This is a genomic window from Streptomyces mabaensis, assembly GCF_053763515.1.
In genome coordinates, this window is sequence record NZ_JBSOPZ010000024.1 from 58,369 (window position 1) to 83,103 (window position 24,735).

A 24,735-nucleotide genomic window follows, 5' to 3' on the forward strand; every position below is an offset into this window, starting at 1 on the left:
CGGGGTCAGTACTTCGGCCCGACGTGGGCGTCCATGAGGGCGACGGAGGCGCGGCGCGCGACGGAGATGTTCTGGGCGGAACGGCTCTGGAGAGCCGACTTCCACTCGATGCCAACGCTGTCCAGCGCGCCTGTGAAGAGTCCGATGATGTCCACGGACGTGTTGGTGAAGAAGTACCGCGGGTACTCGTACCGCTTTCGCTCCCCGCCGATTACCTTCTCGGTCCAGTTGGTGATGCGGCAGCCGTCAGAGTGAACCAGTCCGCGGATGAACGCCCACGGGTGCACGTGGACGATGTGTCGCTGCCACTGCTCGAGGACGATGGGCCGCTCATGCTTCTTCCCGGGCCCGTGCTGGGGGAAGAGGCACGGCCAGTGGCGGCCGTAGCTCGTGACGGCTACGCAGCCCACCTTCTGGAGGACGTAAACGCGGTCCTGGGGGCGGACAGCCGCGATTGCGGCGCGGCATTGGTCGATCAGCCCGGGCCAGGCATCGGCGCATGCGATGCGCAGTTGGTAGCCACCGCGCGGCTGGGGGCTGATGCATCCGTCACCGAGGTAGAGCCCCAACAGGTAGGCATATGCCCCCTGGTCCGCAGGCAGTCCGGGCTCGGCGACGCATCGCGCACATGGTGCGGCCTGGCCGAGCATGCGCGGCAGCGGCTCGATCCGGGTCTGCCAGTCGCGGATGGCAGCGCGCGATATACCGGTCTGTCGGCTGACGGAGTTGAGACTGTGCCCTTGGGTGACGAGGCTGAGGGCCCGCTGACGCGTATCGATGTCGTACATGAGCGCGAGCCTTGTTGGCCCTTGACCGCCGAGCGGCATTCTGGGCGCAGGTTCACCTGAGCGAGTGAAGTGCGCCGATTCGGGCGCGGCTATGGATTCGAAGGAAAAGTGCCCCAGGTGGGATTCGAACCCACACTGTCGGTGGTTTGAGCACCGTCTCTCTAACCGTTGGAGTACTGGGGCCTTAGAAACCAAGGAGTAGCACCGCCCTGCGTGGTCTCACCTTACAGGAGCTAGGTAGGCTCATGGGCAGTGCCATTCAGGAACGAGGAGTCCCGTGACCGCCCCCGAGTCGCCCCAGCCCGTTGACGACGACCAGTCGCACGTCCCGCCGCTGACGACCCGTGTCGTCATCGCCGAGGACGAGGCCCTCATCCGCCTTGATCTCAAGGAGATGCTCGAGGAAGAGGGCTACTCCGTCGTCGGCGAGGCCGGCGACGGGCAGAAGGCCGTCGAGCTCGCCCGCGAGCACCGGCCGGACCTTGTCATCCTCGATGTGAAGATGCCCGTCCTCGACGGGATCTCCGCCGCCGAGCAGATCGCCGCCGAGTCCATCGCCCCCGTCCTGATGCTCACCGCGTTCTCGCAGCGCGACCTCGTCGAGCGGGCGCGGGACGCCGGTGCCATGGCGTACCTCGTGAAGCCGTTCAGCAAGAGCGACGTCGTGCCGGCCATCGAGATGGCGGTGTCGCGCTTCACCGAGCTGAAGGCGCTGGAGAAGGAGGTCGCCGACCTCTCGCAGCGGCTGGAGACGCGGAAGCTCGTGGACCGGGCGAAGAGTGTGCTGCAGTCGGTGTACGGGCTGACGGAGCCGGCCGCGTTCCGGTGGATCCAGAAGACGTCGATGGACCGGCGGATGTCGATGCAGCAGGTCGCGGAGGCGGTCATCGAGGACGCCGAGGAGAAGAAGGCCGCGAAGGGGGAGTAGTCCCGCCGTCGACAGCGACGGCGCCCCCGACGGCGACAGCGCGAGAGAGGCCCGCCCCCGGTTTCCCGGGGGCGGGCCTCTTCGCGTGCGTACCGCCGAGCGCGAGCGGATCAGTCCTCGCCGAGGTACGCCTTGCGGACGGACTCGTCGTGGAGCAGGTCCTGCCCGGTGCCCTCGAGGGTGACCTTGCCGATCTCCATGACGTACGCCTTGTCGGCGAGCGACAGCGCGGCCTGGGCGTTCTGCTCGACGAGCAGGATGGTGGTGCCCTGGGCCTTGAGTTCGACGATGGTCGCCATGATCTTCTGCATCATGATCGGGGAGAGGCCCATGGAGGGCTCGTCGAGCATGAGCAGCTTGGGCTGGGACATGAGCGCGCGCCCCATGGCGAGCATCTGCTGTTCGCCGCCGGAGAGCGTGCCGGCGGCCTGCTTGCGCCGCTCACCCAGGATGGGGAAGAGGTCGTAGGCGCGCTGGATGTCCTTTTCGATGCCTGTTTTGTCGGAACGCAGGAACGCGCCGAGCCGCAGGTTGTCCTCGATCGTCATGCGCGGGAAGATGTGCCGCCCCTCGGGGGAGTGGGCGAGTCCGAGCGAGACGATCTGGTGGGCGGGGATCTTCTTCAGCGATTTGCCGTTGAATTTGATCTGGCCGCCGACGGGCTTGAGGAGGCCCGAGAGGGTGCGCAGCGTGGTGGTCTTGCCGGCGCCGTTGGTGCCGATGAGGGTGACGACCTCGCCGGCTTCGACGCTGAACGAGATGCCCTTGACGGCCTCGATCTTGCCGTAGGCGACGCGCAGGTCCTCGACTTCGAGAAGTGCGGTCATCAGTCGTTCTCCTTGCCTGCGGTCCCGGCGGTGCCGGTGGTCCCGGTGGTCCCCGTGGTCCCGCTTTCGGCCGCTTCCACTTCGGCCACTTCTTCGTCGCCGGGGGCGCCTTCGAAGGGTTCGCCGAGGTAGGCGGCGATGACGCGTTCGTCTTGCTGGACGGTCTGGCTGTCGCCTTCGATGAGCTTTTCGCCCTGTACGAGGACCGCGACGCGGTCGCACAGGTTGAAGATGAAGCGCATGTCGTGCTCGATGACGAGGACGGCGATGCCCATGTCCCGGATGGCGAAGACGAGTTCTTCGGTGGCCCGGGTCTCCTGCGGGTTCATGCCTGCGGTGGGCTCGTCGAGGAGCAGCAGGCCGGGTTCGCTGGCGAGGGCGCGGGCGATTTCGAGCTTGCGCTGCTCGCCGTAGGGGAGGTTGCGGGCGAGGTGTTCGGCCTTGCCGGCCAGGCCGATGAACTCGAGGAGTTCCATGGCGCGGGCGCGGGATTTGGCTTCGGCCTTGTGGAAGCCGGGGCCGCGCAGGAGGGCGGACCAGAGGCCTTCCTTGGTGCGGGTGTGGCGTCCGACGAGCACGTTCTCCAGGACGGTCATGTTGCCGAAGAGGCGGATGTTCTGGAAGGTGCGCGCGATGCCCGCCGCCGTGACCTTGAAGGACTTGGCGGGGAGGACGGTGCCCTTGTAGCGGACTTCGCCCTCGGTGGGGATGTAGAGACCGGTGAGGCAGTTGAAGAAGGTGGTCTTTCCGGCGCCGTTGGGGCCGATGAGGCCGACGATCTCGCCGCTGTTGACGGTGAGGTCGACCGAGCGTACGGCGGTGAGGCCGCCGAACCGCATCGTGACGCCGCGGGCGTCGAGGACGGTCTCGCCGGGCGTGGTGGCCGGCGTGGTGTCCTTCGTCGTGGTGTCGGTGGTCATGGATCAGGCCCCTGTCTTGCTGAGGACTGCGGGCGCTTCCGCGTTTTCGTGGAATTCGAGCTGGCGGCGCCGGTTGGGGATGAGTCCCTCGGGCCGGAAGCGCATCAGGAGTACGAGCGCGAGGCCGAAGGCGAGGAGCTGGTAGTCGCCGAGGAACTGCAGCTTGGCCGGGATGAGGTAGAGCAGTGCGGCGCCGACGAGGGGTCCGCTGATGGTTCCCATGCCGCCGAGGACGACCGCGGCGAGCAGGAAGGCCGAGTTCGGCGGGACGACGTGGGCGAACTGGTACTGCTCGGGTGTCACGGTGTAGGTGACGTGTGCCTGGACGGTTCCGGCGAGGCCGGCGAGGGTCGCGCCGAGGGCGAAGGCGATGAGCTTGACCCGGAAGCCGTTGATGCCCATGGCGAGTGCCGCGGTCTCGTCTTCGCGGATCGCGATCCAGGCGCGGCCGATGCGGGAGTCTCCGCTGCGCCGGAAGACCACCACGACGATGAGGGTGATCAGCAGCATCAGGAAGAAGTAGTTCGCGAAACGGCCGATGGTGACGCCGAAGATCTGGTGCTCGAGTCCGAAGTCGAAGCCGAACATCTGGAGGTTCGGGATCGAGGAGATGCCGTTGGACCCGTTGGTGATGTCGGGGCCGGAGGTGCCGTCGAGGTTGTTGACGGTGATCCGGAAGATCTCACCGAAGCCGAGCGTCACGATGGCGAGGTAGTCGCCGCGCAGTCGCAGGGTGGGGGCGCCGATGAGGACGCCGAAGACCATGGACGCGGTGGCGCCGACGAGGACCGCCCCCCAGAAGGGGAGGTGGATGTCGAACGGCGAGGAGGGGGATCCGGAGACCATGGCCGCGGCGTAGGCGCCGACGCCGAGGAAGGCGACGTATCCGAGGTCGAGGAGTCCGGCGAGGCCGACGACGATGTTCAGGCCGAGGGCGACGGTGGCGAAGATCAGGATGTAGACGCCGATGGTGGCGTACTGGTCGTCGGCCTGGGTGAACGGGAACGCGGCGGCGGCGGCGAACGCTCCGGCCATGGTCACGTTGCGGTGCCGGGCGGTGAGCGCGGAGAGGCGTGCGACGAGGCCGGACTTGAAGAGTGCGGCGAAACCGAATCCGGCCGTGATGAGGAAGCCGATGAACAGTTCGTCGTACTCGGTGCCGATGCCGTACGTGAAGACCAGGAGGCCGAAGCTGAGTGCAGCGACGATGATCAGGATCTCGACGTAGGAGGGCAGTTTGCGGGCGGGTGCCGCGGTGCCGCCGGTGAAGGCCGCCTTGAAGGTGGTGAAGGAGCCGCGGGCGTTGTGCTTGAACTGGTCCCAGCCGGTGTCCTCTGGGTCTGCCGGGTCGGGCGCGGGGCGCTCGAAGGGCAGGGCGAGGGCGCCGATGAGGGCGGCCAGGGTGGCGATTCCCGCGATGTAGGCGCCGGGTTCGAGGTTGGCGAGGCCGCCGAGCTGGTAGCTGATCGCGATCAGCGTGTACCAGGTGGTGGTGAAGGCGGCGAGGGCGGAGAGCCTGATGGAGGCGTCGGTTCCGGCGGGTGCGAGCCACTGGAGGCCCTTGACGCCGTAGGAGGAGAGTCCGAACAGGGTGGTCAGCGCGCCCGCGATGAGGACGAGCCACTGGAGGCCGCCGGGGTATCCGTAGACGGTGAGGTCGCCGGGGAAGGCGGCTGTCCAGGTCCAGGCGAGGAACGCGGAGATGACGGTGAGGGTGCCGCCTGCGGTCGCGACGGCTCGCGCGATGTTCGGCGGGAGGGAGATGAGGCCCGTCTGTGCGCTGCCGGCCGGGGTGCGGGGGGTTTCCGCGGTGGTGGTCTGTGTCGTCATCGGTGTCACGCCCTGTCCGCGACGCGCTCGCCGAGGAGGCCCTGTGGCCTGACGAGGAGCACGACGATGAGAAGTACGAAGGCCCAGACGTCGGCCCAGGACTGGCCGCCGAGCTGCTGCATGCCGGGGATCTCGTTGATGTAGGCCGTGGCCATGGTTTCGGCGATGCCGAGGGCGAGACCGCCCAGCATGGCGCCGTAGATGTTGCCGATGCCGCCGAGGACGGCTGCGGTGAACGCCTTGAGGCCGAGGATGAAGCCCATGCGGAAGTTCACTTCGCCGTACTTGAGGCCGTAGGCGACGGCTCCGACGGCGGCGAACGCGGCGCCGAGGGCGAACGCGACCACGATGATGCGGTCGGTGTTGATGCCCATGAGCTTGGCCGTGTCCGGGTCCTGGGCGGTGGCCTGCATGCCGCGTCCGGTGCGGGTCTTCATGACGAAGAAGGCGAGGATCGCCATGCAGATGGGGGCCGCGATCAGCAGGAAGATGTCACCGGTCTGGATGGTGACGCTCCCGATGTGGAAGGGGCCGCCGGAGATTTCGGGGAAGGTGCGGGAGGACTTCGCCTCGGGGTACCAGGCCCACACCGCCTGCTGGAGGGCGAGGGAGAGGCCGATGGCGGTGATGAGCGGGGCGAGGCGTGGTGCGGTGCGCAGGGGCCGGTAGGCGAAACGTTCCGCGCCGACGGCGATGGTGGTGGCGACGATGATCGCGCCGATGAGCATGAGTGGCAGGGCGAGCCACATGGTGGTGCCGGTGGGAAGCATGAGCCAGACCGTGAGGGCCCCGAACCCGCCGGTCATGAAGATCTCGCCATGGGCGAAGTTGATGAGCTGGACAATGCCATAAACCATCGTGTAGCCGATGGCGACGAGCCCGTACATGGATCCCAGTAGCAGGCCGTTGACCAGCTGTTGCGGCAGTTCGTGCACCGCAGGTCCTCCGAGTCTTTCGACGGATGTGACACCGCGCGGGGCGCTGGATTTGCAGCGCCCCGCGCGGCAGTGAGGTGTTACGGAGTGATGGTCAGCCGGCGAAGGTGCCGGACTTGACGGCCTTCCAGGCGGTGCCCTCGTACTTGTAGACCGTGAGCTGCTTGTTGGTGGCGTCGCCGTACTCGTCGAAGGAGACCTTGCCGGTCACACCGTCGAAGGAGACACCCTGCAGGGCCTCGATGACCTTGGCGCGGGCGTCCTCGGGGAGCTTGCCGTCGTTGCCTTCGACGACCTTCTTGACGGCCTCGATGATCGACCAGGCGGAGTCGTAGGAGTAGCCGCCGTAGGCCTCGTAGGCCTCCTTGTAGCCGGCCTTCTCGTAGTTGGCCACGAACTCCTTGGCCGAGGGGAGCGTCTCGACCGGCGCGCCGACGGAGGTGGCGAGGTCGCCCACGCCTTCCTTGCCGGCGAGCTTGATGAAGTCGGCGCTGTAGATGCCGTCGCCGCCGACGAGCGGGATGGCGACGCCGGACTTCTTGATCTGCTTGCTGAGCGGTCCGGCGACCGGGTACTCGCCGCCGTAGTAGACGACGTCGGCCTTGGCGCTCTTGATCTTGGTGACGACGGCCGCGAAGTCCTTGGTGTCCGGGTTCACGTGCTCGGTGCCGACGACCTTGCCGCCGAGCTTCTCGAACTCGGCCTTGAAGGTGGCGGCGAGGCCGGCGCCGTACGTCTTCTTGTCGTCGATGATGAAGACGTTCTTCTTCTTGGCGTCGTTGAAGAGGTACTGCGCGGCGAACGGGCCCTGGATGGCGTCCGTGGTCGCGGTGCGGAAGTACGACTTGTACGGGCGGGCCTTCTGGCCGCCGTTCCAGTCCGGACCCTGGGTGAGGGCCGGGTTGGTGTTGGCGGGCGAGACCTGGGCCAGCTTGGCGTCGTCGAAGACCTTCTGCATGGACTCGGCGACCGAGGAGTTCAGCGGCCCGACGACACCGAGGACGTCCTTGTTGGCGACGAACTTGGTGGCGTTCTGCTGTCCGGAGGACGGCTGGGCCTGGTCGTCGAGGGCCTCGACCTTGAAGGTGACGCCTTCGACGAACTTCTTCTCGTTGGCCTGCTTGGCAGCGAGGTCGACGGAGTTCTTGATGCCGAGACCGAGCGCGGAGAGCTCTCCGGTCAGCGGGGCATCGATGCCGATGACGACCGTGGTGCCACCGCCCTCGGCCCCACCTTTGCTTTCGTCGCGCGACCCACAGGCGGTGAGCGTGAGGGCTCCCGCGGTGAGTGCAGCCGTCATGGCTATGAGCGAACGTTGACGCACGATCAGTCCTTTCACCTGGCACGGCCGTCCCCCCTGGGACGCACCGAGTCGAGCGCGGGAACCGAACTGAAGGTAATCCGGTGGCGCGGTGACTGGGCGTGACTCTAAGCGCGGTATTGGGGGAGGTGGAGTGGTCTGGCCAAGGATGTGACGCTCTTGTTATGCCACGGCGTAATGCATAGCGGATTTTGGTGGGTGGAACGGGGGAATTCCGGTTGGTTCGTCTTGTCCGCATGCTGAGAACGTGCAGGACTGTCCGGCGGTTTGGGTACTGACATTCGATCTTCAGGGCATGCGACGCCGAGCGCGCTGGCCAGGTCTCGGGCGTACCGGTCGCCGAGAATGTAGCTGTGCTCTTGTATGGCGCGCACATTACGCAGCGTTATGTCAAGGAAAGGGAGCCCGGCATTCCGTGCCACTTTTCGGCATTCCGTCACTTGGATGACGACGCGTACGTTGCGTGGCTTTTCGGTACGCACCGTGAACGGCGTCGCGGGGGTGGTCGACAGCCGCAGAGCTGCGGAGTTCTGAGTGATCCGCTCGACCGTGACCGGTGGTCCTGCGGTGGTCGTGACGGTGATGGTGAAATCGAACGAGCCGTGTCCGGACTCCGGACGGCCGCTGTCGCCCCCGTAGCCGACGCTCACCGCCTGGGCGGGCCAGGGTGTCGGGGGAGGCGGATGGGGCGCCGGGCGGGTCACGTAGAGGTACGACGCGCCTGCGGCCACGGCACCCGCGACGGCGACGGCGATTGCCGTACGGGGATGGCGGGCCGCGAGCGCGGCCGGCCGTCCGCGCCGTGGGCGGTCCGCGTACGCGGCGGGGGCGCCGTCCGAGGCGTACGTACCCTCGCCCGGCTCGACCGGGCCGACTCCGCTCATTGCCAGGGGCCGCCGGTCGGGGTCCCGCCGCGGTGCCGGTCGGCGCAGCGGTCGGCGGCCTGACGGTCGATCAGTTTCCGTGCCGCGTCCGGCCCTTGGCTGATCAGCTCGGCGCGGGCGGCGGCCACCACGGCCAGCAGGATCTCGTTCTGCCCGCCGGACAGGCCCATGGCCTGGTAGTCGAGACCGGCCTGTTCTCCACCGTCGAGGACGACGCGGGCCCAGTGGGAGATCAGGTGGGTGCAGAGTTCCTGCGGGGCGGTGGTGCGCGGAGCCGGTGAGGCGGAGTCGGCGGGGCTGCCCCCGCAGCTGGTCAGGAGGGCCGACAGAGCGGCGGCGCACACTGCGGAGTGCCGTCTTCGGCGTGCCGGTCCTGGCCTCATGCCGCGACGCTAGCGGGGGCGGCATGCAGAGGGCAACGCCGTGCCCGGTGCCGCCGTGCGCGCGGGCCCGGCGGCACCGCGCGGCTGTGGCGCGGTACGGCGTGGATCAGCCGCGGTCAGCCCTTCGCGCCGCCCGGTCGGGCGTCCCGCAGCAGGCAGGTCAGCCGGGCGGTGCAGACCCGCTCGTCCTGCTCGTCGCTGATCACGATCTCGTACGTCGCGGTGGAGCGGCCGCGGTGAACGGGGGTCGCCACCCCGGTTACCAGCCCGGAGCGCACCCCGCGGTGGTGCGTGCAGTTGAGGTCGACGCCCACGGCGATCTTGGAGCTGCCGCCGTGCAGCATCGAGCCGATGGACCCGAGGGTCTCGGCGAGCACGGCGGAGGCGCCGCCGTGCAGCAGCCCGTACGGCTGGGTGTTGCCCTCGACCGGCATGGTGCCGACGACCCGGTCGGGCGCGGCCTCGATGATCTGCACCCCCATGCGGTTGCCGAGGTGGCCGGCGGAGAAGAGCGCGGGCAGGTCGACGCCGAGGGCCGCGTACTCGTCGATGATCTCTTGCGGGAATTTCACGGTGGTCTGCTCGCCCATGGGGCCCGGCTCCGATCGTCTGCGGGTGTTCGGTTGCTGTGCGCACCCGTCTTATCAGGGTGCCTGAGCAAACGCTTAGCCGGGGCCGGTCATTCCGCCGGCTCCAGGCGCACGACCACGGACTTGCTGGCGGGGGTGTTGCTGGTGTCCGCGGTGGCGTCCAGCGGGACCAGGACATTGGTCTCCGGGTAGTACGCGGCGGCACAGCCGCGCGCCGTCGGGTAGTGCACGACCCGGAAGCCGGGGGCGCGCCGCTCCACGCCGTCCTTCCACTCGCTCACGAGGTCGGTGTACGCGCCGTCGGCCAGGCTCAGCGCGCGGGCGTCCTCGGGGTGCACCAGGACGACGCGGCGCCCGCCCTTGATCCCGCGGTAGCGGTCGTCCAGGCCGTAGATCGTGGTGTTGTACTGGTCGTGCGAGCGCAGGGTCTGCAGCAGCAGCCTCCCTTCGGGGAGCTCCGGGTACTCCACGGGCGCGGCGGTGAAGTTGGCCTTGCCGGTGGCGGTGGGGAAGCGGCGCTCGTCGCGCGGGGCGTGCGGCAGGGTGAAGCCGCCGGGGCGGGCCGCCCGGGCGTTGTAGTCCTCGAATCCGGGCACGACGCGCGAGATCCGGTCGCGGATCGTCGCGTAGTCCCTCTCGAAGTCCTCCCAGGGCGTGCCGGACTTCTCGCCGAGGACGGCACGCGCCATGCGGGCCACGATGGCCGGCTCGGAGAGCAGGTGGGGACTGGCCGGGGGAAGGTTGCCGCGGGAGGCGTGCACCATGCCCATGGAGTCCTCGACCGTGACGAACTGCTTGCCGCTCGCCTGGACGTCCTTGTCGGTACGGCCCAGGGTGGGCAGGATCAGCGCCCGCCGGCCGGTGACCGCGTGCGAGCGGTTCAGCTTGGTCGAGACGTGGACGGTCAGGTAGGCGCGGCGCATCGCCGCCTCGGTGACCTCGGTGTCGGGGGTGGCGCCGACGAAGTTGCCGCCCATCGCGAAGAAGACCTTCGCCTCGCCGTCGCGCAGGGCCTGGATGGACCGTACGACGTCGAATCCGTGATGGCGGGGCGAGGAGATCCCGAACTCCTTGTCCAGGGCGTCCAGGAAGGCGGGTGCGGGCCGCTCGAAGATGCCCATGGTGCGGTCGCCCTGCACGTTGGAGTGGCCGCGCACCGGGCACACCCCGGCGCCGGGGCGGCCGATGTCGCCGCGCAGCAGCAGGAAGTTGACGACCTCGCGGATGGTGGCCACCGCATGCTTGTGCTGGGTCAGGCCCATCGCCCAGCACACGATGGTGCGCTTGGAGGCGAGGACCATCCGCAGGGCCTGCTCGATCTCCGCGCGCTCCAGGCCGGTCGCGGTGAGCGTCTCGTCCCAGTCGGCGGCGCGCGCGGCGGCCGCGAACTCCTCGTACCCGTGGGTGTGGTCCCGGATGAAGGATTCGTCCGTGGCGCCCTCTGTCTCCACGATCAGCTTGTTCAGCAGCCGGAACAGGGCCTGGTCGCCGCCGATGCGGATCTGCAGGAAGAGATCGTTGAGGGCGGCGCCCTTGATCATGCCCATCGGTGTCTGCGGGTTCTTGAACCGCTCCATGCCCGCCTCGGGCAGCGGATTCACCGAGATGATCTTCGCGTCGGCGGCCTTGGCCTGCTCCAGGGCGGAGAGCATCCGCGGGTGGTTGGTACCCGGGTTCTGCCCGGCGACGATGATCAGATCGGCCCGGTGCAGGTCCTCCAGGGAGACGCTTCCCTTGCCGATACCGATGGTCTCGTTCAGCGCGGAGCCCGACGACTCGTGGCACATGTTGGAGCAGTCCGGCAGGTTGTTCGTACCGAACTCGCGGGCGAACAGCTGGAGCAGGAACGCGGCTTCGTTGCTGGTGCGGCCCGAGGTGTAGAAGAGGGCCTCGTCGGGGGAGCCCAGCGCCCTGAGCTCCTCCGCGATGATCGCGAACGCCCGCTCCCAGGTGACCGCTTCGTACCGGTCCGCGCCCGCGGGGAGGTACATCGGCTGCGTGATCCGGCCCTGCTGCCCCAGCCAGTACCCGCTGCGGGTGGCCAGGTCGGCGAGCGGGTGCGCGGCGAAGAAGTCCGGGGTGACCCGGCGCAGCGTCGCCTCCTCGGCGACCGCCTTCGCGCCGTTCTCACAGAACTCCGCGGTGTGCCGCTTGTCGCCCTCGGGCCAGGCGCAGCCCGGGCAGTCGAAGCCGTCCTTCTGGTTGACCTTGAGCAGGGTCTGCGCGGTACGCCGCACGCCCATCTGCTGCTGGGCGATCCGCAGGGTGTGGCCGATGGCGGGCAGGCCCGCGGCGGCATGCTTCGGTTCCGCGACCTGTGGTGCGTCCTGGACCGGATCACCTGCGGGCGGCTTGGCAGCCATGGCGCTCCCCTTCGAGCGGGATGGTTCTCGCGTACGTCTGTCTCCGAGTCCCCGATCCTGTCACGTGCCACCGACAGCGTGTGCCCGGGCCGACCGGCGGGAGGGATTGTCAGTGCCGCGGCCTAGGATCGGGGGCGTGGCAGAGACAGCATCGAAGAACGCATCGAAGAACGCATCGAAGAACCCATCGACGAACACCGCGGACGACCGTCCCCGCCTGCTTCTCATGGACGGGCACTCGCTGGCGTACCGGGCGTTCTTCGCGCTGCCCGCGGAGAACTTCACGACCGCGGCCGGCCAGCCCACCAACGCCATCTACGGCTTCGCGTCGATGCTGGCGAACACGCTGCGCGACGAGTCGCCCACGCACTTCGCGGTGGCCTTCGACGTGTCCCGCAAGACGTGGCGCTCGCAGGACTTCCCCGAGTACAAGGCGAACCGCTCCAAGACGCCGGACGAGTTCAAGGGGCAGGTCGAGCTGATCGGCGAGCTGCTGGACGCCATGAACGCGCACCGGTTCGCGGTGGACGGCTTCGAGGCGGACGACGTCATCGCCACGCTGGCCACCCAGGCCGAGGCGGCCGGCTTCGAGGTGCTGATCGTCACCGGCGACCGGGACTCGTTCCAGTTGGTGAGCGAGCACACCACGGTCCTCTACCCGACCAAGGGCGTTTCCGAGCTGACCCGGTTCACGCCGGAGAAGGTCCAGGAGAAGTACGGCCTCACTCCGCAGCAGTACCCGGACTTCGCCGCGCTGCGCGGCGACCCGTCGGACAACCTGCCGGGCATCCCGGGCGTCGGCGAGAAGACCGCCGCGAAGTGGATCAACCAGTTCGGTTCGTTCGCGCAGCTGGTGGAGCGCGCCGACGAGGTCAAGGGCAAGGTCGGACAGGCCCTGCGCGACCACCTGGAGTCGGTCAAGCTCAACCGGCACCTCACCGAGCTGGTCCGTGACGTGGAGCTGGCCCGGACGGTGGCGGACCTGGAGCGCGCCCCGTACGACCGGGCCGCGGTGAAGGGTGTGCTGGAGGTACTGGAGATCCGCAACCCGAGCCTGCGCGAGCGGCTCCTCGGGGTCGACCCGGGCGCCGCCGAGGAGGAGGCGCCCGCGCCGGCCGCCGGCGTCGAGCTGGACGGCTCGGTACTGGGTTCCGGTGAACTGGCCCCCTGGCTGGAGCGGCACGGCGCGCAGCCTCTGGGCGTGGCGACGGTCGACGCGTGGGGGCTGGGCACGGGCAGCGTCAGCGAGATCGCGCTGGCCGGCGCGGATGGCGCGGCGGCCTGGTTCGACACCTCGCAGCTGGACGAGGCCGACGAGCAGGCGTTCGCCGCCTGGGTCGCCGACCCGGACCGACCGAAGGTCATGCACAACGCCAAGGGCGCGCTGCGGGTCTTCCCGGAGCACGGCTGGCGGATCGAGGGCGTCACCATGGACACCGCGCTCGCCGCCTACCTGGTCAAGCCGGGCCGCCGCTCCTTCGCGCTGGACGCACTGTCCGTCGAGTACCTCCACCGCGAGCTGGCGCCGGCCGCCGCCGACGGGCAGCTGGCCTTCGGCGCCGACGAGCAGGCCGAGGCGGACGCCCTGATGACGCAGGCCCGCGCGGTCCTGGACCTGGGAGACGCGTTCGGCGCAAAGCTGACCGAGGTCGGCGCGACCGAGCTGCTGCACGACGTGGAGCTGCCCACCTCCCTGCTGCTGGCCCGGATGGAGCGGCACGGCATCGCGGCCGACCGCGCCCATCTGGAGGCGATGGAGCAGCAGTTCGCGGGCGCGGTGCAGCAGGCGGTGAAGGAGGCGCACGCCGCGGTGGACCACGAGTTCAACCTCGGCTCGCCCAAGCAGCTGCAGGAGGTCCTCTTCGGCGAGCTGGGCCTGCCCAAGACCAAGAAGACCAAGACCGGTTACACCACGGACGCCGACGCACTGGCTTGGCTGGCCGCGCAGACCGAGCACGAGCTGCCCGTGATCATGCTGCGTCACCGCGAGCAGGCCCGGCTGCGCTCCACCGTCGAGGGCCTGATCAAGACGATCGGGGCGGACGGCCGGATTCACACCACCTTCAGCCAGACGGTGGCGGCGACCGGACGGCTCTCGTCCACGGACCCCAACCTGCAGAACGTGCCGGTGCGCACCGACGAGGGCCGGGCCATCCGCCGTGGCTTCGTCGTCGGCGAGGGCTTCGAGTCACTGATGACCGCCGACTACAGCCAGATCGAGCTGCGGGTGATGGCGCACCTGTCCGAGGACGAGGGCCTGATCGAGGCGTTCACCTCCGGAGAGGACCTGCACACCACCGTCGCCTCCCAGGTGTTCAGCGTCGAGAAGACCGCCGTGGACCCGGAGATGCGCCGCAAGATCAAGGCCATGTCGTACGGACTGGCGTACGGGCTCTCGGCGTTCGGCCTCTCCCAGCAGCTGAACATCGAACCGGCCGAGGCCCGCGGGCTGATGGACACTTACTTCGAGCGCTTCGGCGGGGTGCGGGACTATCTGCGGCGCGTGGTCGAGGAGGCCAGGGCCACGGGGTACACGGCGACGATGCTCGGCCGCCGCCGCTACCTGCCGGACCTCAACAGCGACAACCGCCAGCGCCGCGAGGCGGCCGAGCGGATGGCGCTCAACGCACCGATCCAGGGCACGGCGGCCGACATCGTCAAGGTCGCCATGCTGAACGTCGACCGGGCGCTGACCGAGGCGAAGCTGAAGTCGCGGATGCTGCTCCAGGTCCACGACGAAATCGTGCTGGAGATCGCCTCCGGCGAGCGGACGGCCGTCGAGGAGATCCTGCGCCGGGAGATGGCCGCGGCAGTCGACCTGCGTGCCCCGCTCGACGTGTCGGTGGGCGTGGGAGCGGACTGGGAGTCGGCGGCGCACTGAGCGTTAGGGCCTGTCCGGCGGATCAGGGCCGGATAGGACGCGGCGTCTGGTGCACTGCGCTTCGCTCCGTCTCCGCTCTTTTCCAGGCCCTTGGATGCGGAGCTGCATCGCAAGGCGCCGGAGTGTCCTAATAGCGGAGCTATTCGGGCATTTCGGCAACGCGGCGAGGTGCCGTGCCTGGGGGCACCTCCCTGGGGGCACCCCCGGACGGAGTCTGGGGGAGGTAGCTGGGGGAGCGTCGAGGCCCCGGCCAAGATCCGCCGGACAGGCCCTAGGGGGATGGAACCCCCGGGGGACTTCGGTACGGGATCAGCGCGGTCCCGTACCGGAGCGCACCGGCGGCAGCGGGGGAGCCGGCGGTTTCGGCGCGCCGGACCGCGACCGGTGCAGCAGCCGCACCCCCACGGCGAACAGCACCAGCCCCAGGGCGAGCCCCGCGCCCGCCCCGAAACAGGCTGTCGGGATGATGTCGAGCGGCGAGCTGATCCCCCCGAAATGCGCCCACCAGCGCAGGCACCGGTGCGCGATCCCGGCCAGCACGCACAGCACCACCAGCGCGCCGGCCCACCACCGCTCCCGCCGGTCCAGTACCGGCACGGACGCGGGCACCTGCGCGTGCGGCTGCCGCCGCAGCGCGGACACCGTGAACCAGCCGAGGCCCAGCAGCGCGAGCGCCGAGCCGCCGTACTGGAAGTACAGGTACATCGGGAAGCCCGCGACGATCTCGCCGAGCAGCGGGAAGACCTTCATGCCCCAGCGGTCCAGGTGCGTGAAGCTGTCCCAGACCACATGGGTGGCCGCGCCGATGGCGGCCGAGACGTAGAACCAGCCGACGAGGGCGGCGGGCGGCAGGGCGCGCCAGTGCTGCCCGCGCAGGAAGGCGTACGCCCGGCCGCGCCACGCGGACGGCACGACGGCGAGCAGCGGTTCGCGCAGCAGCAGCCACAGTCCGGCCAGCGCGGCGGTGATCAGCACGTCCACGGTGAGGATGCCGGTGAGTGAGTGGGTCACCTCGCCGAACCGCATCGCGCCCGGGATCGCCGTGTCGGCGAAGTACGTCATGTCGGGCGAGAAGGATCCGGCGACGAGCGCGGAGGCGATGAGCGGGCCACGCGCGGTGCCGTTCCTGCGGAGGCCCGGCAGTACCGCCGCGGCGTGGCTGAGCGTGAACGGCAAGGTTCCCCCCTGGGACCGAGATGGATCACTCCAGGCCCAGTATGCGGTTTCGCGTACGTGCGACGTGTTCTCATCTGGTCCGCGCATTGCTACGGTGCCCCAGCCCTGACGCCGCATCAGATCTCCGGGAGGCCCGGCATGCGCGCCCTCGCCGCCGCCGCCATCGGGCTGGCCGCCGCCCTCGTCCTCGTCCTCGGCATCACGGCCATCGGCGTGCCCGAGGGGACGACCTCGCCGAAGCCGCTGCTCACCACCGTCCCCGACGCGCCCGGAGAGTAAGACCGGAAGTTGAAGCAGAGAAGTAGAGGAGGGCCGGCCATGCGCCGCAGAGCGAGCCTTGTCCTGCTTGCCTTCGCCGTGTTCTGTACGGCCATGGCCCCGCTGCTGCGCTGGTACGTGTTCGCCCGGGTGGTGGAGATTCCGGCGAGCCAGTACCAGGAGATGGTGCTGGAGGCGAAGCCCGCGACGCTCCTCGACTACAACGACCCCACCGGGATCAAGGTCAAGCAGGTCCCGAAGGTCACCATCGTGCAGACGCTGAAGGGCAACGTCGAGGAGTCGAGGAAGATAGAGGAGAGCGCCGGGCGGGACGTCGTCGTCTGGGACGCGCTCTCCTATGTCGAGGGGCCGGACGGGAAGATGGTCTCCGAGATCCCCGAGCGGTACATCTTCGACGCCCGCACCCAGGACCCGGTGCACGCCACCGGCGAGATGGTCGACGGCGACATGGTCAAGCGCGAGGGCATCGAGTTCAAGTGGCCGTTCCTCACCGAGAAGCGGGACTACCGGTACTTCGACGCGCAGGCACGCACCACGGCACCCATCCACTACAAGGGCACGCAGACCTTCCGCGGCCTGGAGGTCTACTACTTCGAGCAGACCATCCCCTGGACCAAGGTCAGGATGCCGAAGAAGATGCCGATCCAGGGCATCACCGCGGAGACGGTGGAGAAGACCGGCATGACGCGCTGGTACACCACCAAGCGCATGTTCTGGGTCGAGCCGCTCACCGGTGCGCCCGTCCGGGGCGAGGAGATCCACCGCGAGGAGCTGCGCAACGCGTCCACGCTGCTGGGCATGGAGACGGCCACCGCCTTCGCCGGCCATGTGAAGATGCGCGGCGACTACCTCGACTACACGGTGGACCTGGTGAAGTCGAACCGCATGAAGCTGATGGTGATGCGCACGTATCTGCCCGTCGGCTTCCTGGTGCTCGGCGGCGGGCTGCTGGCGCTCTCCCTCCTGCTGGAGGCCCGCGGCCGCCGCCCCGGCGAACCCACCGGGCAGCCGGACCAGCCCCCGCAGCCGGTCAGCGGCTGAGCCGCGCGTTCGTGTGGCGGGTCGGCTCGGCGGTCGCCGGGTCCTGCGGCCACGGGTGCTTGGGGTAGCGGCCGCGCAGCTCGGCCCGTACGGCCTGGTAGCCGTCCCGCCAGAACGACGCGAGGTCGGCCGTCACCGCGGCCGGCCGGCCGGCGGGCGACAGCAGATGCACCAGCACTGGTACGCCCGCGACCCGGGGCGTCTCGGCCAGCCCGAACAGCTCCTGCAGCTTGACGGCGAGCACCGGCTGCTCCTCGCCGTACGCGACCCTGATCCGCGAGCCGCTCGGCACCTCGATCCGCTCCGGCGCGAGCTCGTCCAGCCGGACGGCCTCCCCGGTCGCCCACGGCAGCAGCCGGCCGAGCGCCTGACCGGCGTCGATCCGTGCCAGGTCCTCCCGGCGCTGGGCCCGGGACAACTCCGGCTCCAGCCACTCCGCGGCCCGCTCCAGCAGCGCCCCGTCGGACACGTCCGGCCACGCCCCGCCCACCACGCGGTGTACGAACGCGAGCCGCTGCCGCAGCGCCTCCGCATCCCGGGACCAGCGCAGCAGCCGCAGCCCTTCCCGGCGCAGCCCATCCAGCAGGGCCTCCCGTACGAGAGCGGGGTCGGCGTCCTTCAGCGGCCGCACCGCCAGTTCCACGGCGCCCAGCCGCTCCACGTGCCGCGCGACCACATCGCGTCCGTCCCAGCGGACCTCCTCACCGGAGGCCAGCAGGTGGCCGGCGGCTGCGCGGGCGGTGGCCTCGTCGATGACGGCGGCGAGCCGGATCCGCGCAGAGGCGGCCGTGACCGGCCGGTCGGCGACCGCGACTGCCAGCCAGGGCGCGCTGCGCAGCGAAGATCCCGCACCGAGCTCGGCCCCCGTCCCGGACGCCATGAGAAACGCCCCGGCCCCCCGAGCCCGCCCCACCCGCTCGGGAAAGGCCAGCGCGGCACCCAACCCAGCGGCACCATCGTCGCCCACCCGGCCCCCGCCGCCGGCCACATCCCCGGCCCCCGCTCCGGCGGCGGACACACCAGCCGCGCCCCGCGCCGCGCCTGCGCCGGCCGCCGCATTCCCGGCCCCCGCTCCGGCGGTGCCCCGCGCCGCACCCGCACCGGCCGCCGTACCCGGTGCGCCGCGCGCCTTCGACCCCGCGCCTGGCTCACGGTCTGCCCTCCGCTCGGTGCGGGGGGACTGTGTGGCGTGCCCGTTCGGGCGCCCGGCGCCCTCGGCGGCCCGCCCGCCGGGTCCGGCGGCTCCGCTCTGCGCCGCGCCCGCACCGTGTGGCTCGGCCCACGGTTGTGTGGCGCCCCCTCCCGCGTGTGGCACCTGGCCGGGGTGCTTCTCTCCGCGCTCGTTGACGTACGCGTCGGTGGTGACCGCGTCCGGCCTGCGGGTTCTGGCACCTCCGTCCGCTTCCGGGCCGGGCGCGCCAGCGGCGGTGCGGCCGGGGACCGGCCCCGCGGCCGGCCGCTCCGCCCCCGCCGCCGACGCCAGGCGGCGGGTCTCCGACCGCCAGCGGGCCGCGTACGCGTCCGCTCCGCGGCGCGCCGAGCGCCACGCCGCCGCCAGGTCGTCTCCGTACTCGCGCGGTGGTTCCTCGCTCAGCAGGGCCACCACCTCCGCCGCCCGGCGCACGCCGATTTCCCGGGCGCCGTCCAGGAGTGCGCGGGCCAGCCGGGGGTGCAGGCCGAGGCGGGCCATCCGTACGCCCCGGTCCGTCGCCCGGCCCGCCGCGTCCACCGCGCCGATCGCCGTCAGGACGGAACGCGCCGAAGCCATCGCCCCGGCCGGCGGCGGATCGAGCAGCGCGAGACCGGACGCGTCCGGATCGCCCCAGCACGCCGCCTGCAGGGCAAACGCGGCCAGGTCCGCGATCTTGATCTCCGGGGAGGGGAAACGCGGCAGCCGTACGTCCTCGGCCTCCGCCCAGCACCGGTACACCGCCCCCGGCGCCTCGCGCCCCGCCCGGCCGGCCCGCTGACGGGAGGCGGCCTGCGACGCCCGTACGGTCGTCAGCGCACCCAGCCCCCGCGCATGGTCCATCCGCGGCTCACGCGCCAGCCCCGAGTCGACGACGACCCGCACCCCCGGCACCGTCAGGCTCGACTCCGCCACCGACGTCGCCAGTACCACCCGTCGGGTGCCGGACGACCCCGCCAGCACCGCGTCCTGGACCGCCGCCGGCGCCCGGCCGTGCACCTGAAGGACCTCGGCGCCCGCATCGCCCAGCTGCCCGGCCACCCGGGCGATCTCGCCCACGCCGGGCAGGAAGCACAGCACGTCCCCCGCCCGCTCGGCCAGCGCCCGCCGCACCACCGACGCGACATGGGTCAGCTGCGCCGGATCCACCCGCATCCCGTGCGGCGGCCGCACCGGCCGCACCGGCGGCGCCCACACCACCTCCACCGGATGGGACACGCCCTCGGCCGCCACGACCGGGGCGTCGCCGAGCAACCGGGCCCAGCCCGCCGCGTCCGTGGTCGCCGAGGCGGCGACCAGCCGCAGCTCCGGCCGCAGTGCTGCACGCACGTCGAGGAGGAAGGCGGCGACCGTATCGGCGTCGAGGTGCCGCTCGTGGCACTCGTCGAGCACGACCACGTCGACGCCCGCCAGCTCCTGGTCGCGCTGGAGCCGCTGTAGCAGTACGCCCGTGGTGACGACCTCGACCACCGTCCCGCGCCCCACCACGCGCTCCCCGCGCACGGTGAAACCGACCCGGCCCCCGACCGCCTCGCCCAGCAGCCACGCCATCCGCCGCGCGGCGGCCCGCGCCGCGATCCGCCGCGGCTCGGCGACGATCACCCTGCACACGGGACGGCCGTCACCCACCAGCCCGGCCAGCACCAGCGGCACCAGCGTGGTCTTGCCCGTGCCGGGCGGCGCGCACAGCACCGCGCTGCCATGCCCGTCGAGCGCGTCCAGCAGCGCGGGGACGGCGCCGCGCACGGGCAGACGGTCCAGCGCGTCGGTGCGGATCATGCTCGTCAGTCCCGCTCGCAGACGAAGATCGCCGTCCCTGGGATCAGGTTCCCGCGCAGCGGCGACCAGCCGCCCCACTCCTGCGTGTTCCAGGACGGCCACTCCGGCTCGACCAGGTCGATGAGGCGGAAACCGCCCGCCACCACGTCGCGCACCCGGTCGCCCAGGGTGCGGTGGTGCTCGACGTATACCGCGCGTCCCTGTTCGTCCTGCTCCACGTACGGCGTGCGGTCGAAGTAGGAGGCGGCGACCGAAAGCCCCTCGGGCCCCGGCTCGTCGGGGAACGCCCAGCGGATCGGGTGCGTCACGGAGAAGACCCAGCGCCCGCCGGGCCGCAGGACCCGCCGTACCTCGCGCATCACCGTCACCGGGTCCGCGACGAACGGCACCGCCCCGTAGGCGGAGCACGCCAGGTCGAAGGAGCCGTCCCGGAAGGGCAGCCGGCTCGCGTCGGCCTGCACGAGCGGTACGGACGGCACGTCCCCGTCGCCGATCCGCAGCGCGTGCTGGAGCTGCCGGTGGGAGAGGTCCAGGGCCACCGGACGGGCGCCCTGCCCGGCCAGCCAGCGGGAGCACTGGGCCGCGCCGGCGCCGAGCTCCAGAACGTCGCGGTCCTTCAGGGAGCCGGCCGGACCCAGCAGCGCCGCGTCCGCCTCGTCGAGCCCCTCCGGACCCCACACGAAGCGGTCGTCTCCCAGGAACGCTCCGTGGTCGCTCTGGTACTCATCGGCGTTGCGGTCCCACCATCCGCGACTCGCCCGGCTGCTCTCCGTGTCTCCGGCGTCACGCCGCGTCGCTTCGGGCTCGTAGGTCCCGTAAGTGGGGTCATCCTCTTGGTTCATCGTGCCCGCCAGATTAGTCTGCGTAGCACTCGCGCAAACCTGTCGTGGCCTCGCCCGACATGAATTGTGCCGGATATGGGGCGATCCGCCCGTGGTGTGCGCCTTCGCGCATTGACCCTGTCCGGCTGCCCCCGTATGCTACAAGTTGCGTTGCGAGCCTGCGCTCCTCAGACCTAGCAGGCTGCGCTCGCCCCTGTTGTATGTCCCCTCGGTTCTCGAGGCGCTCATGCGTCTCCAAAGCTGTCCGGCTTCTGCAGCGGCGATAAGGGCTCCCGGCGTAGCAGTACCTACGACTTTCTGTCCGTAACCGGAGCCCTTTCCCACATGACGAGCAGCACCGAGACCACCGCCACCACTCCGCAGGTAGCGGTCAACGACATCGGTAACGAGGAAGCTTTCCTCGCCGCGATCGACGAGACGATCAAGTACTTCAACGACGGCGACATCGTCGACGGCGTCATCGTGAAGGTCGACCGGGACGAGGTCCTGCTCGACATCGGTTACAAGACCGAAGGCGTCATCCCGAGCCGCGAGCTCTCCATCAAGCACGACGTCGACCCGAACGACGTCGTCAAGGTGGGCGACGAGATCGAGGCGCTTGTTCTCCAGAAGGAGGACAAGGAAGGCCGTCTGATCCTGTCCAAGAAGCGCGCTCAGTACGAGCGTGCCTGGGGCACGATCGAGAAGATCAAGGAAGAAGACGGCATCGTCACCGGTACCGTCATCGAGGTCGTCAAGGGTGGTCTCATCCTCGACATCGGCCTCCGTGGCTTCCTGCCGGCCTCCCTCGTCGAGATGCGCCGTGTCCGCGACCTCCAGCCCTACGTGGGCAAGGAGCTCGAGGCCAAGATCATCGAGCTGGACAAGAACCGCAACAACGTGGTCCTGTCCCGCCGCGCCTGGCTCGAGCAGACCCAGAGCGAGGTCCGTCAGACCTTCCTCACGACCCTGCAGAAGGGCCAGGTCCGCTCCGGCGTCGTTTCCTCGATCGTCAACTTCGGTGCGTTCGTGGACCTCGGCGGCGTCGACGGTCTCGTCCACGTCTCCGAGCTCTCCTGGAAGCACATCGACCACCCCTCCGAGGTTGTCGAGGTCGGCCAGGAAGTCACCGTCGAGGTTCTCGACGTCGACATGGACCGCGAGCGCGTCTCCCTGTCGCTCAAGGCGACGCAGGAAGACCCGTGGCAGCAGTTCGCCCGGACCCACCAGATCGGTCAGGTCGTCCCGGGTAAGGTCACCAAGCTCGTTCCGTTCGGTGCGTTCGTGCGCGTCGACGAGGGCATCGAGGGCCTGGTCCACATCTCCGAGCTGGCCGAGCGCCACGTGGAGATCCCGGAGCAGGTCGTCCAGGTCAACGACGAGATCTTCGTCAAGGTCATCGACATCGACCTCGAGCGTCGTCGCATCAGCCTCTCGCTGAAGCAGGCCAACGAGTCCTTCGGTGCCGACCCGGCGTCGGTCGAGTTCGACCCGACCCTGTACGGCATGGCCGCGTCGTACGACGACCAGGGCAACTACATCTACCCCGAGGGCTTCGACCCCGAGACCAACGACTGGCTCGAGGGCTTCGAGAAGCAGCGCGAGGAGTGGGAGCGCCAGTACGCCGAGGCGCAGGTTCGCTTCGAGCAGCACCAGGCGCAGGTCATCAAGTCCCGCGAGGCCGACGAGGCCGCCGCTGCCGAGGGCGCTGCCGCCCCGGCCGCCGGTGCCGGCGCCGGTGCGGGCATCTCGGGCGGTTCGTACTCCTCGGAGTCGGACGACAACTCCGGCGCCCTGGCGTCGGACGAGGCCCTGGCCGCGCTCCGCGAGAAGCTGGCCGGCGGCCAGAGCTGATCGCAGTGCCCGGCGCTCCGGCGCCCGGCGCGGCTGAGTAGCTGAAACGGTAAGGCCCGTCCCCCTCGGGGGCGGGCCTTACCGCGTTTCCCGGCCGTTGAACTGGGCGGTGCGTGCCCGGTGTTGGTTCCCGGAGCGCGCCACGACCGTTGCCTCCGGCCGCCGTTCGCGGGCGCCCGCCGGGAATGCCCTCGCCCGGCCGGGCGTTCTTCCCGGTGAACACGAGGAGGAGCGGTAATCGTGCTTGATCCACAGGGTTTGTACGCGTGGGAGCCGAAGGGGCTGGCCGTCGTCGACATGGCCCTCGCCCAGGAATCGGCCGGCTTGGTCATGCTGTACCACTTCGATGGCTACATGGACGCGGGTGAGGCCGGCGACCAGATCGTCGAGCGGCTGCTCGCCTCGCTGCCCCACCAGGTGGTGGCCCGCTTCGACGCGGACCGGCTCGTGGACTACCGCGCGCGCCGCCCGCTGCTCACCTTCCAGCGCGACCGGTGGACCGCGTACGACCAGCCCAGGCTGGAGGTCCGCGTGGTGCAGGACGCCACCGGGGCGCCCTTCCTGGTGCTGTCCGGCCCCGAGCCCGACGTGGAGTGGGAGCGCTTCGCGGCCGCCGTACAGCAGATCGTCGAGCGCCTCGGTGTCCGGCTCTCGGTGAACTTCCACGGCATTCCGATGGGCGTCCCGCACACCCGCCCGGTCGGCATCACGCCGCACGGCAACCGCACCGACCTCATGCCGGGGCACCGCAGCCCCTTCGAGGAGGCGCAGGTGCCGGGCAGTGCGGAGTCGCTGGTCGAGTTCAGGCTCGCGGAGGCCGGTCATGACGTCCTCGGTGTGGCCGCACACGTCCCGCACTATGTGGCCCGCTCCTCCTACCCCGACGCGGCGCTGACCGTGCTGGAGGCGATCACGGCGGCGACGGGGCTGGTGCTGCCGGGCATCGCGCACGCGCTGCGGGCCGAGGCGCACCGTACCCAGAGCGAGATCGAGCGGCAGATCGGTGAGGGGGACGAGGAGCTGGTCGCCCTGGTACGGGGACTGGAGCACCAGTACGACGCGGCCGCGGGCGCGGAGACCCGGGGGAACATGATCGCCGAGCCGGCCGAGATCCCGTCCGCGGACGAGATCGGCCGCGAGTTCGAGCGGTTCCTCGCGGAGCGGGAGGGCGAAGCGTAGACCGGACCGCCGGGCCTCGGGCTGTCGGGTCGCCGGCCTGATGCCGGGGCCCGGGCTGGACCGTACTGGACCGGGCTTCGCTCCCGTTCCGTGAGGGCGGGGCCTGGGCCTAAGCTTCGGGCCATGCTGAAAGTGGGCCTGACAGGCGGAATCGGTGCCGGCAAGAGCGAGGTCTCGCGGCTGCTCGTCTCGTACGGCGCGGTACTCGTCGACGCGGACCGGATCGCCCGGGAGGTCGTCGAGCCCGGCACACCCGGGCTCGCGGCCGTCGTCGCGGCCTTCGGGGAGTCCGTCCTGACCGCGGACGGCGCACTGGACCGCCCGAAGCTCGGCTCGATCGTCTTCGCCGACCAGGAGAAGCTGCGGACGCTGAACGCGATCGTGCACCCGCTGGTCGGGGCCCGCTCGGCCGAGCTGGAAGCCGCGGCCGGGCCCGAGTCCGTGGTTGTCCACGACGTACCGCTGCTCACCGAGAACGGGCTCGCGCCGCTGTACGACCTGGTCGTGGTGGTCGACGCGGCCCAGCAGACCCAGCTGGACCGGCTGACGCGGCTGCGCGGAATGGCGGAGTCCGAAGCGCGGGCGCGGATGGCCGCGCAGGCGAGCCGGGAGCAGCGGCTGGCGGTCGCGGACCTGGTCATCGACAACGACGGCCCGCTGGCGGACCTGGAACCGCAGGTCCGCAAGGTGTGGGCGGAACTGGCCGAGCGCGCGGAGCGGGCGGGCTGAGGCCCCCGGCAGGGCCCCCGGAATAGGGCCCTGCGCGC

Annotated in this window: 20 protein-coding genes and 1 tRNA gene; 7 read left to right on the forward strand and 14 right to left on the reverse strand. The window is 70.4% G+C overall.

Features of this window, described 5'->3' with window-relative positions; genetic code table 11:
* Window positions 1-5: 5 nt before the first annotated feature.
* Complete coding sequence (locus tag ACWV17_RS21705) at window positions 6-788, reverse strand: transcriptional regulator (protein ID WP_455361056.1); 783 nt, start codon at window positions 786-788, stop codon at window positions 6-8.
* A gap of 109 nt (window positions 789-897) precedes the next feature.
* A tRNA-Leu gene (locus ACWV17_RS21710) sits at window positions 898-971 on the reverse strand.
* 94 nt (window positions 972-1,065) lie between these two features.
* Between ACWV17_RS21710 and ACWV17_RS21715 the strand changes: the two genes are divergently transcribed.
* Window positions 1,066-1,716 (forward strand): ANTAR domain-containing response regulator, encoded by a 651-nt coding sequence (locus tag ACWV17_RS21715; RefSeq protein WP_455361057.1) that lies wholly within the window; start codon window positions 1,066-1,068, stop codon window positions 1,714-1,716.
* Window positions 1,717-1,826: 110 nt separating this feature from the next.
* Here the strand turns inward: ACWV17_RS21715 and ACWV17_RS21720 are convergent, their stop codons facing one another.
* From ACWV17_RS21720 to ACWV17_RS21760, 9 genes are all read right to left on the reverse strand, one after another.
* Window positions 1,827-2,543, reverse strand: coding sequence for an ABC transporter ATP-binding protein (locus tag ACWV17_RS21720; RefSeq protein ID WP_455354302.1), 717 nt, complete (start codon window positions 2,541-2,543; stop codon window positions 1,827-1,829).
* Window positions 2,543-3,463 (reverse strand): ABC transporter ATP-binding protein, encoded by a 921-nt coding sequence (locus ACWV17_RS21725; RefSeq protein ID WP_455361058.1) that lies wholly within the window; start codon window positions 3,461-3,463, stop codon window positions 2,543-2,545. Before ACWV17_RS21725 ends, ACWV17_RS21720 begins: the two co-directional genes overlap by 1 nt.
* 3 nt (window positions 3,464-3,466) lie before the next feature.
* Window positions 3,467-5,293: a branched-chain amino acid ABC transporter permease gene (locus tag ACWV17_RS21730; protein WP_455361059.1), complete on the reverse strand. Its 1,827-nt coding sequence runs from the start codon at window positions 5,291-5,293 to the stop codon at window positions 3,467-3,469.
* Window positions 5,294-5,298: 5 nt separating this feature from the next.
* A complete protein-coding gene (locus ACWV17_RS21735) occupies window positions 5,299-6,228 on the reverse strand; it encodes a branched-chain amino acid ABC transporter permease (RefSeq protein ID WP_455354299.1) in 930 nt (309 codons plus the stop codon).
* A gap of 94 nt (window positions 6,229-6,322) precedes the next feature.
* Window positions 6,323-7,552 (reverse strand): branched-chain amino acid ABC transporter substrate-binding protein, encoded by a 1,230-nt coding sequence (locus tag ACWV17_RS21740; RefSeq protein WP_455361060.1) that lies wholly within the window; start codon window positions 7,550-7,552, stop codon window positions 6,323-6,325.
* A 104-nt stretch (window positions 7,553-7,656) separates the two neighbouring features.
* Window positions 7,657-8,199 (reverse strand): hypothetical protein, encoded by a 543-nt coding sequence (locus ACWV17_RS21745; protein ID WP_455361061.1) that lies wholly within the window; start codon window positions 8,197-8,199, stop codon window positions 7,657-7,659.
* Between the two features lie 230 nt (window positions 8,200-8,429).
* The gene (locus ACWV17_RS21750) at window positions 8,430-8,816 is read right to left on the reverse strand and encodes a hypothetical protein (protein WP_455361062.1); all 387 of its coding nucleotides are present in this window, start codon (window positions 8,814-8,816) and stop codon (window positions 8,430-8,432) included.
* A gap of 116 nt (window positions 8,817-8,932) precedes the next feature.
* Window positions 8,933-9,406 carry a PaaI family thioesterase gene (locus tag ACWV17_RS21755; protein WP_455361063.1) on the reverse strand — a complete coding sequence of 158 codons (474 nt, stop codon included), beginning with the start codon at window positions 9,404-9,406 and terminating at the stop codon, window positions 8,933-8,935.
* An 89-nt stretch (window positions 9,407-9,495) separates the two neighbouring features.
* Complete coding sequence (locus tag ACWV17_RS21760) at window positions 9,496-11,769, reverse strand: FdhF/YdeP family oxidoreductase (RefSeq protein ID WP_455361064.1); 2,274 nt, start codon at window positions 11,767-11,769, stop codon at window positions 9,496-9,498.
* A gap of 226 nt (window positions 11,770-11,995) precedes the next feature.
* On the opposite strand from ACWV17_RS21760, the gene polA reads away from it, so the two are divergent.
* On the forward strand, window positions 11,996-14,650 hold the full coding sequence (polA, locus tag ACWV17_RS21765) for a DNA polymerase I (protein WP_455361098.1): 2,655 nt from the start codon (window positions 11,996-11,998) through the stop codon (window positions 14,648-14,650).
* 309 nt (window positions 14,651-14,959) lie between these two features.
* On the opposite strand, the gene ACWV17_RS21770 is transcribed toward polA, so the two are convergent.
* Window positions 14,960-15,826 (reverse strand): DUF4184 family protein, encoded by an 867-nt coding sequence (locus ACWV17_RS21770; protein WP_455361065.1) that lies wholly within the window; start codon window positions 15,824-15,826, stop codon window positions 14,960-14,962.
* A 138-nt stretch (window positions 15,827-15,964) separates the two neighbouring features.
* Here ACWV17_RS21770 and ACWV17_RS21775 point away from each other — a divergent pair, with 138 nt between their 5' ends.
* Window positions 15,965-16,105, forward strand: coding sequence for an SPW_0924 family protein (locus ACWV17_RS21775; protein WP_455361066.1), 141 nt, complete (start codon window positions 15,965-15,967; stop codon window positions 16,103-16,105).
* A 39-nt stretch (window positions 16,106-16,144) separates the two neighbouring features.
* Complete coding sequence (locus tag ACWV17_RS21780; protein WP_455361067.1) at window positions 16,145-17,146, forward strand: DUF3068 domain-containing protein; 1,002 nt, start codon at window positions 16,145-16,147, stop codon at window positions 17,144-17,146.
* Here ACWV17_RS21780 and ACWV17_RS21785 read toward each other — a convergent pair.
* The gene (locus ACWV17_RS21785; protein ID WP_455361068.1) at window positions 17,136-20,114 is read right to left on the reverse strand and encodes an ATP-dependent RNA helicase; all 2,979 of its coding nucleotides are present in this window, start codon (window positions 20,112-20,114) and stop codon (window positions 17,136-17,138) included. The two genes, ACWV17_RS21780 and ACWV17_RS21785, sit on opposite strands and share 11 nt — an antisense overlap.
* A 5-nt stretch (window positions 20,115-20,119) precedes the next feature.
* Window positions 20,120-20,956: a class I SAM-dependent methyltransferase gene (locus ACWV17_RS21790; protein ID WP_455361069.1), complete on the reverse strand. Its 837-nt coding sequence runs from the start codon at window positions 20,954-20,956 to the stop codon at window positions 20,120-20,122.
* 324 nt (window positions 20,957-21,280) lie between these two features.
* Between ACWV17_RS21790 and rpsA the strand changes: the two genes are divergently transcribed.
* From rpsA to coaE, 3 genes are all read left to right on the forward strand, one after another.
* Window positions 21,281-22,789, forward strand: coding sequence for a 30S ribosomal protein S1 (rpsA, locus tag ACWV17_RS21795; protein WP_254373787.1), 1,509 nt, complete (start codon window positions 21,281-21,283; stop codon window positions 22,787-22,789).
* 240 nt (window positions 22,790-23,029) lie between these two features.
* Window positions 23,030-23,968, forward strand: a complete 939-nt coding sequence (locus tag ACWV17_RS21800) for a PAC2 family protein (protein ID WP_455354288.1) — start codon at window positions 23,030-23,032, stop codon at window positions 23,966-23,968.
* A 123-nt stretch (window positions 23,969-24,091) separates the two neighbouring features.
* Window positions 24,092-24,697, forward strand: a complete 606-nt coding sequence (coaE, locus tag ACWV17_RS21805; RefSeq protein WP_455361070.1) for a dephospho-CoA kinase — start codon at window positions 24,092-24,094, stop codon at window positions 24,695-24,697.
* Window positions 24,698-24,735 lie beyond the last annotated feature (38 nt).

What these genes read in the sequence shown, in the direction of transcription:
- ACWV17_RS21705 (WP_455361056.1), bottom strand. Translation starts at nt 788, where the DNA reads ATGTACGACATCGATACGCGTCAGCGGGCCCTCAGCCTCGTCACCCAA.
- ACWV17_RS21720 (WP_455354302.1), bottom strand. Translation starts at nt 2,543, where the DNA reads ATGACCGCACTTCTCGAAGTCGAGGACCTGCGCGTCGCCTACGGCAAG.
- ACWV17_RS21725 (WP_455361058.1), bottom strand. Translation starts at nt 3,463, where the DNA reads ATGACCACCGACACCACGACGAAGGACACCACGCCGGCCACCACGCCC.
- ACWV17_RS21730 (WP_455361059.1), bottom strand. Translation starts at nt 5,293, where the DNA reads ATGACGACACAGACCACCACCGCGGAAACCCCCCGCACCCCGGCCGGC.
- ACWV17_RS21750 (WP_455361062.1), bottom strand. Translation starts at nt 8,816, where the DNA reads ATGAGGCCAGGACCGGCACGCCGAAGACGGCACTCCGCAGTGTGCGCC.
- ACWV17_RS21755 (WP_455361063.1), bottom strand. Translation starts at nt 9,406, where the DNA reads ATGGGCGAGCAGACCACCGTGAAATTCCCGCAAGAGATCATCGACGAG.
- ACWV17_RS21760 (WP_455361064.1), bottom strand. Translation starts at nt 11,769, where the DNA reads ATGGCTGCCAAGCCGCCCGCAGGTGATCCGGTCCAGGACGCACCACAG.
- polA (WP_455361098.1), top strand. Translation starts at nt 11,996, where the DNA reads ATGGACGGGCACTCGCTGGCGTACCGGGCGTTCTTCGCGCTGCCCGCG.
- ACWV17_RS21775 (WP_455361066.1), top strand. Translation starts at nt 15,965, where the DNA reads ATGCGCGCCCTCGCCGCCGCCGCCATCGGGCTGGCCGCCGCCCTCGTC.
- ACWV17_RS21780 (WP_455361067.1), top strand. Translation starts at nt 16,145, where the DNA reads ATGCGCCGCAGAGCGAGCCTTGTCCTGCTTGCCTTCGCCGTGTTCTGT.
- ACWV17_RS21785 (WP_455361068.1), bottom strand. Translation starts at nt 20,114, where the DNA reads ATGATCCGCACCGACGCGCTGGACCGTCTGCCCGTGCGCGGCGCCGTC.
- ACWV17_RS21790 (WP_455361069.1), bottom strand. Translation starts at nt 20,956, where the DNA reads ATGAACCAAGAGGATGACCCCACTTACGGGACCTACGAGCCCGAAGCG.
- rpsA (WP_254373787.1), top strand. Translation starts at nt 21,281, where the DNA reads ATGACGAGCAGCACCGAGACCACCGCCACCACTCCGCAGGTAGCGGTC.
- coaE (WP_455361070.1), top strand. Translation starts at nt 24,092, where the DNA reads ATGCTGAAAGTGGGCCTGACAGGCGGAATCGGTGCCGGCAAGAGCGAG.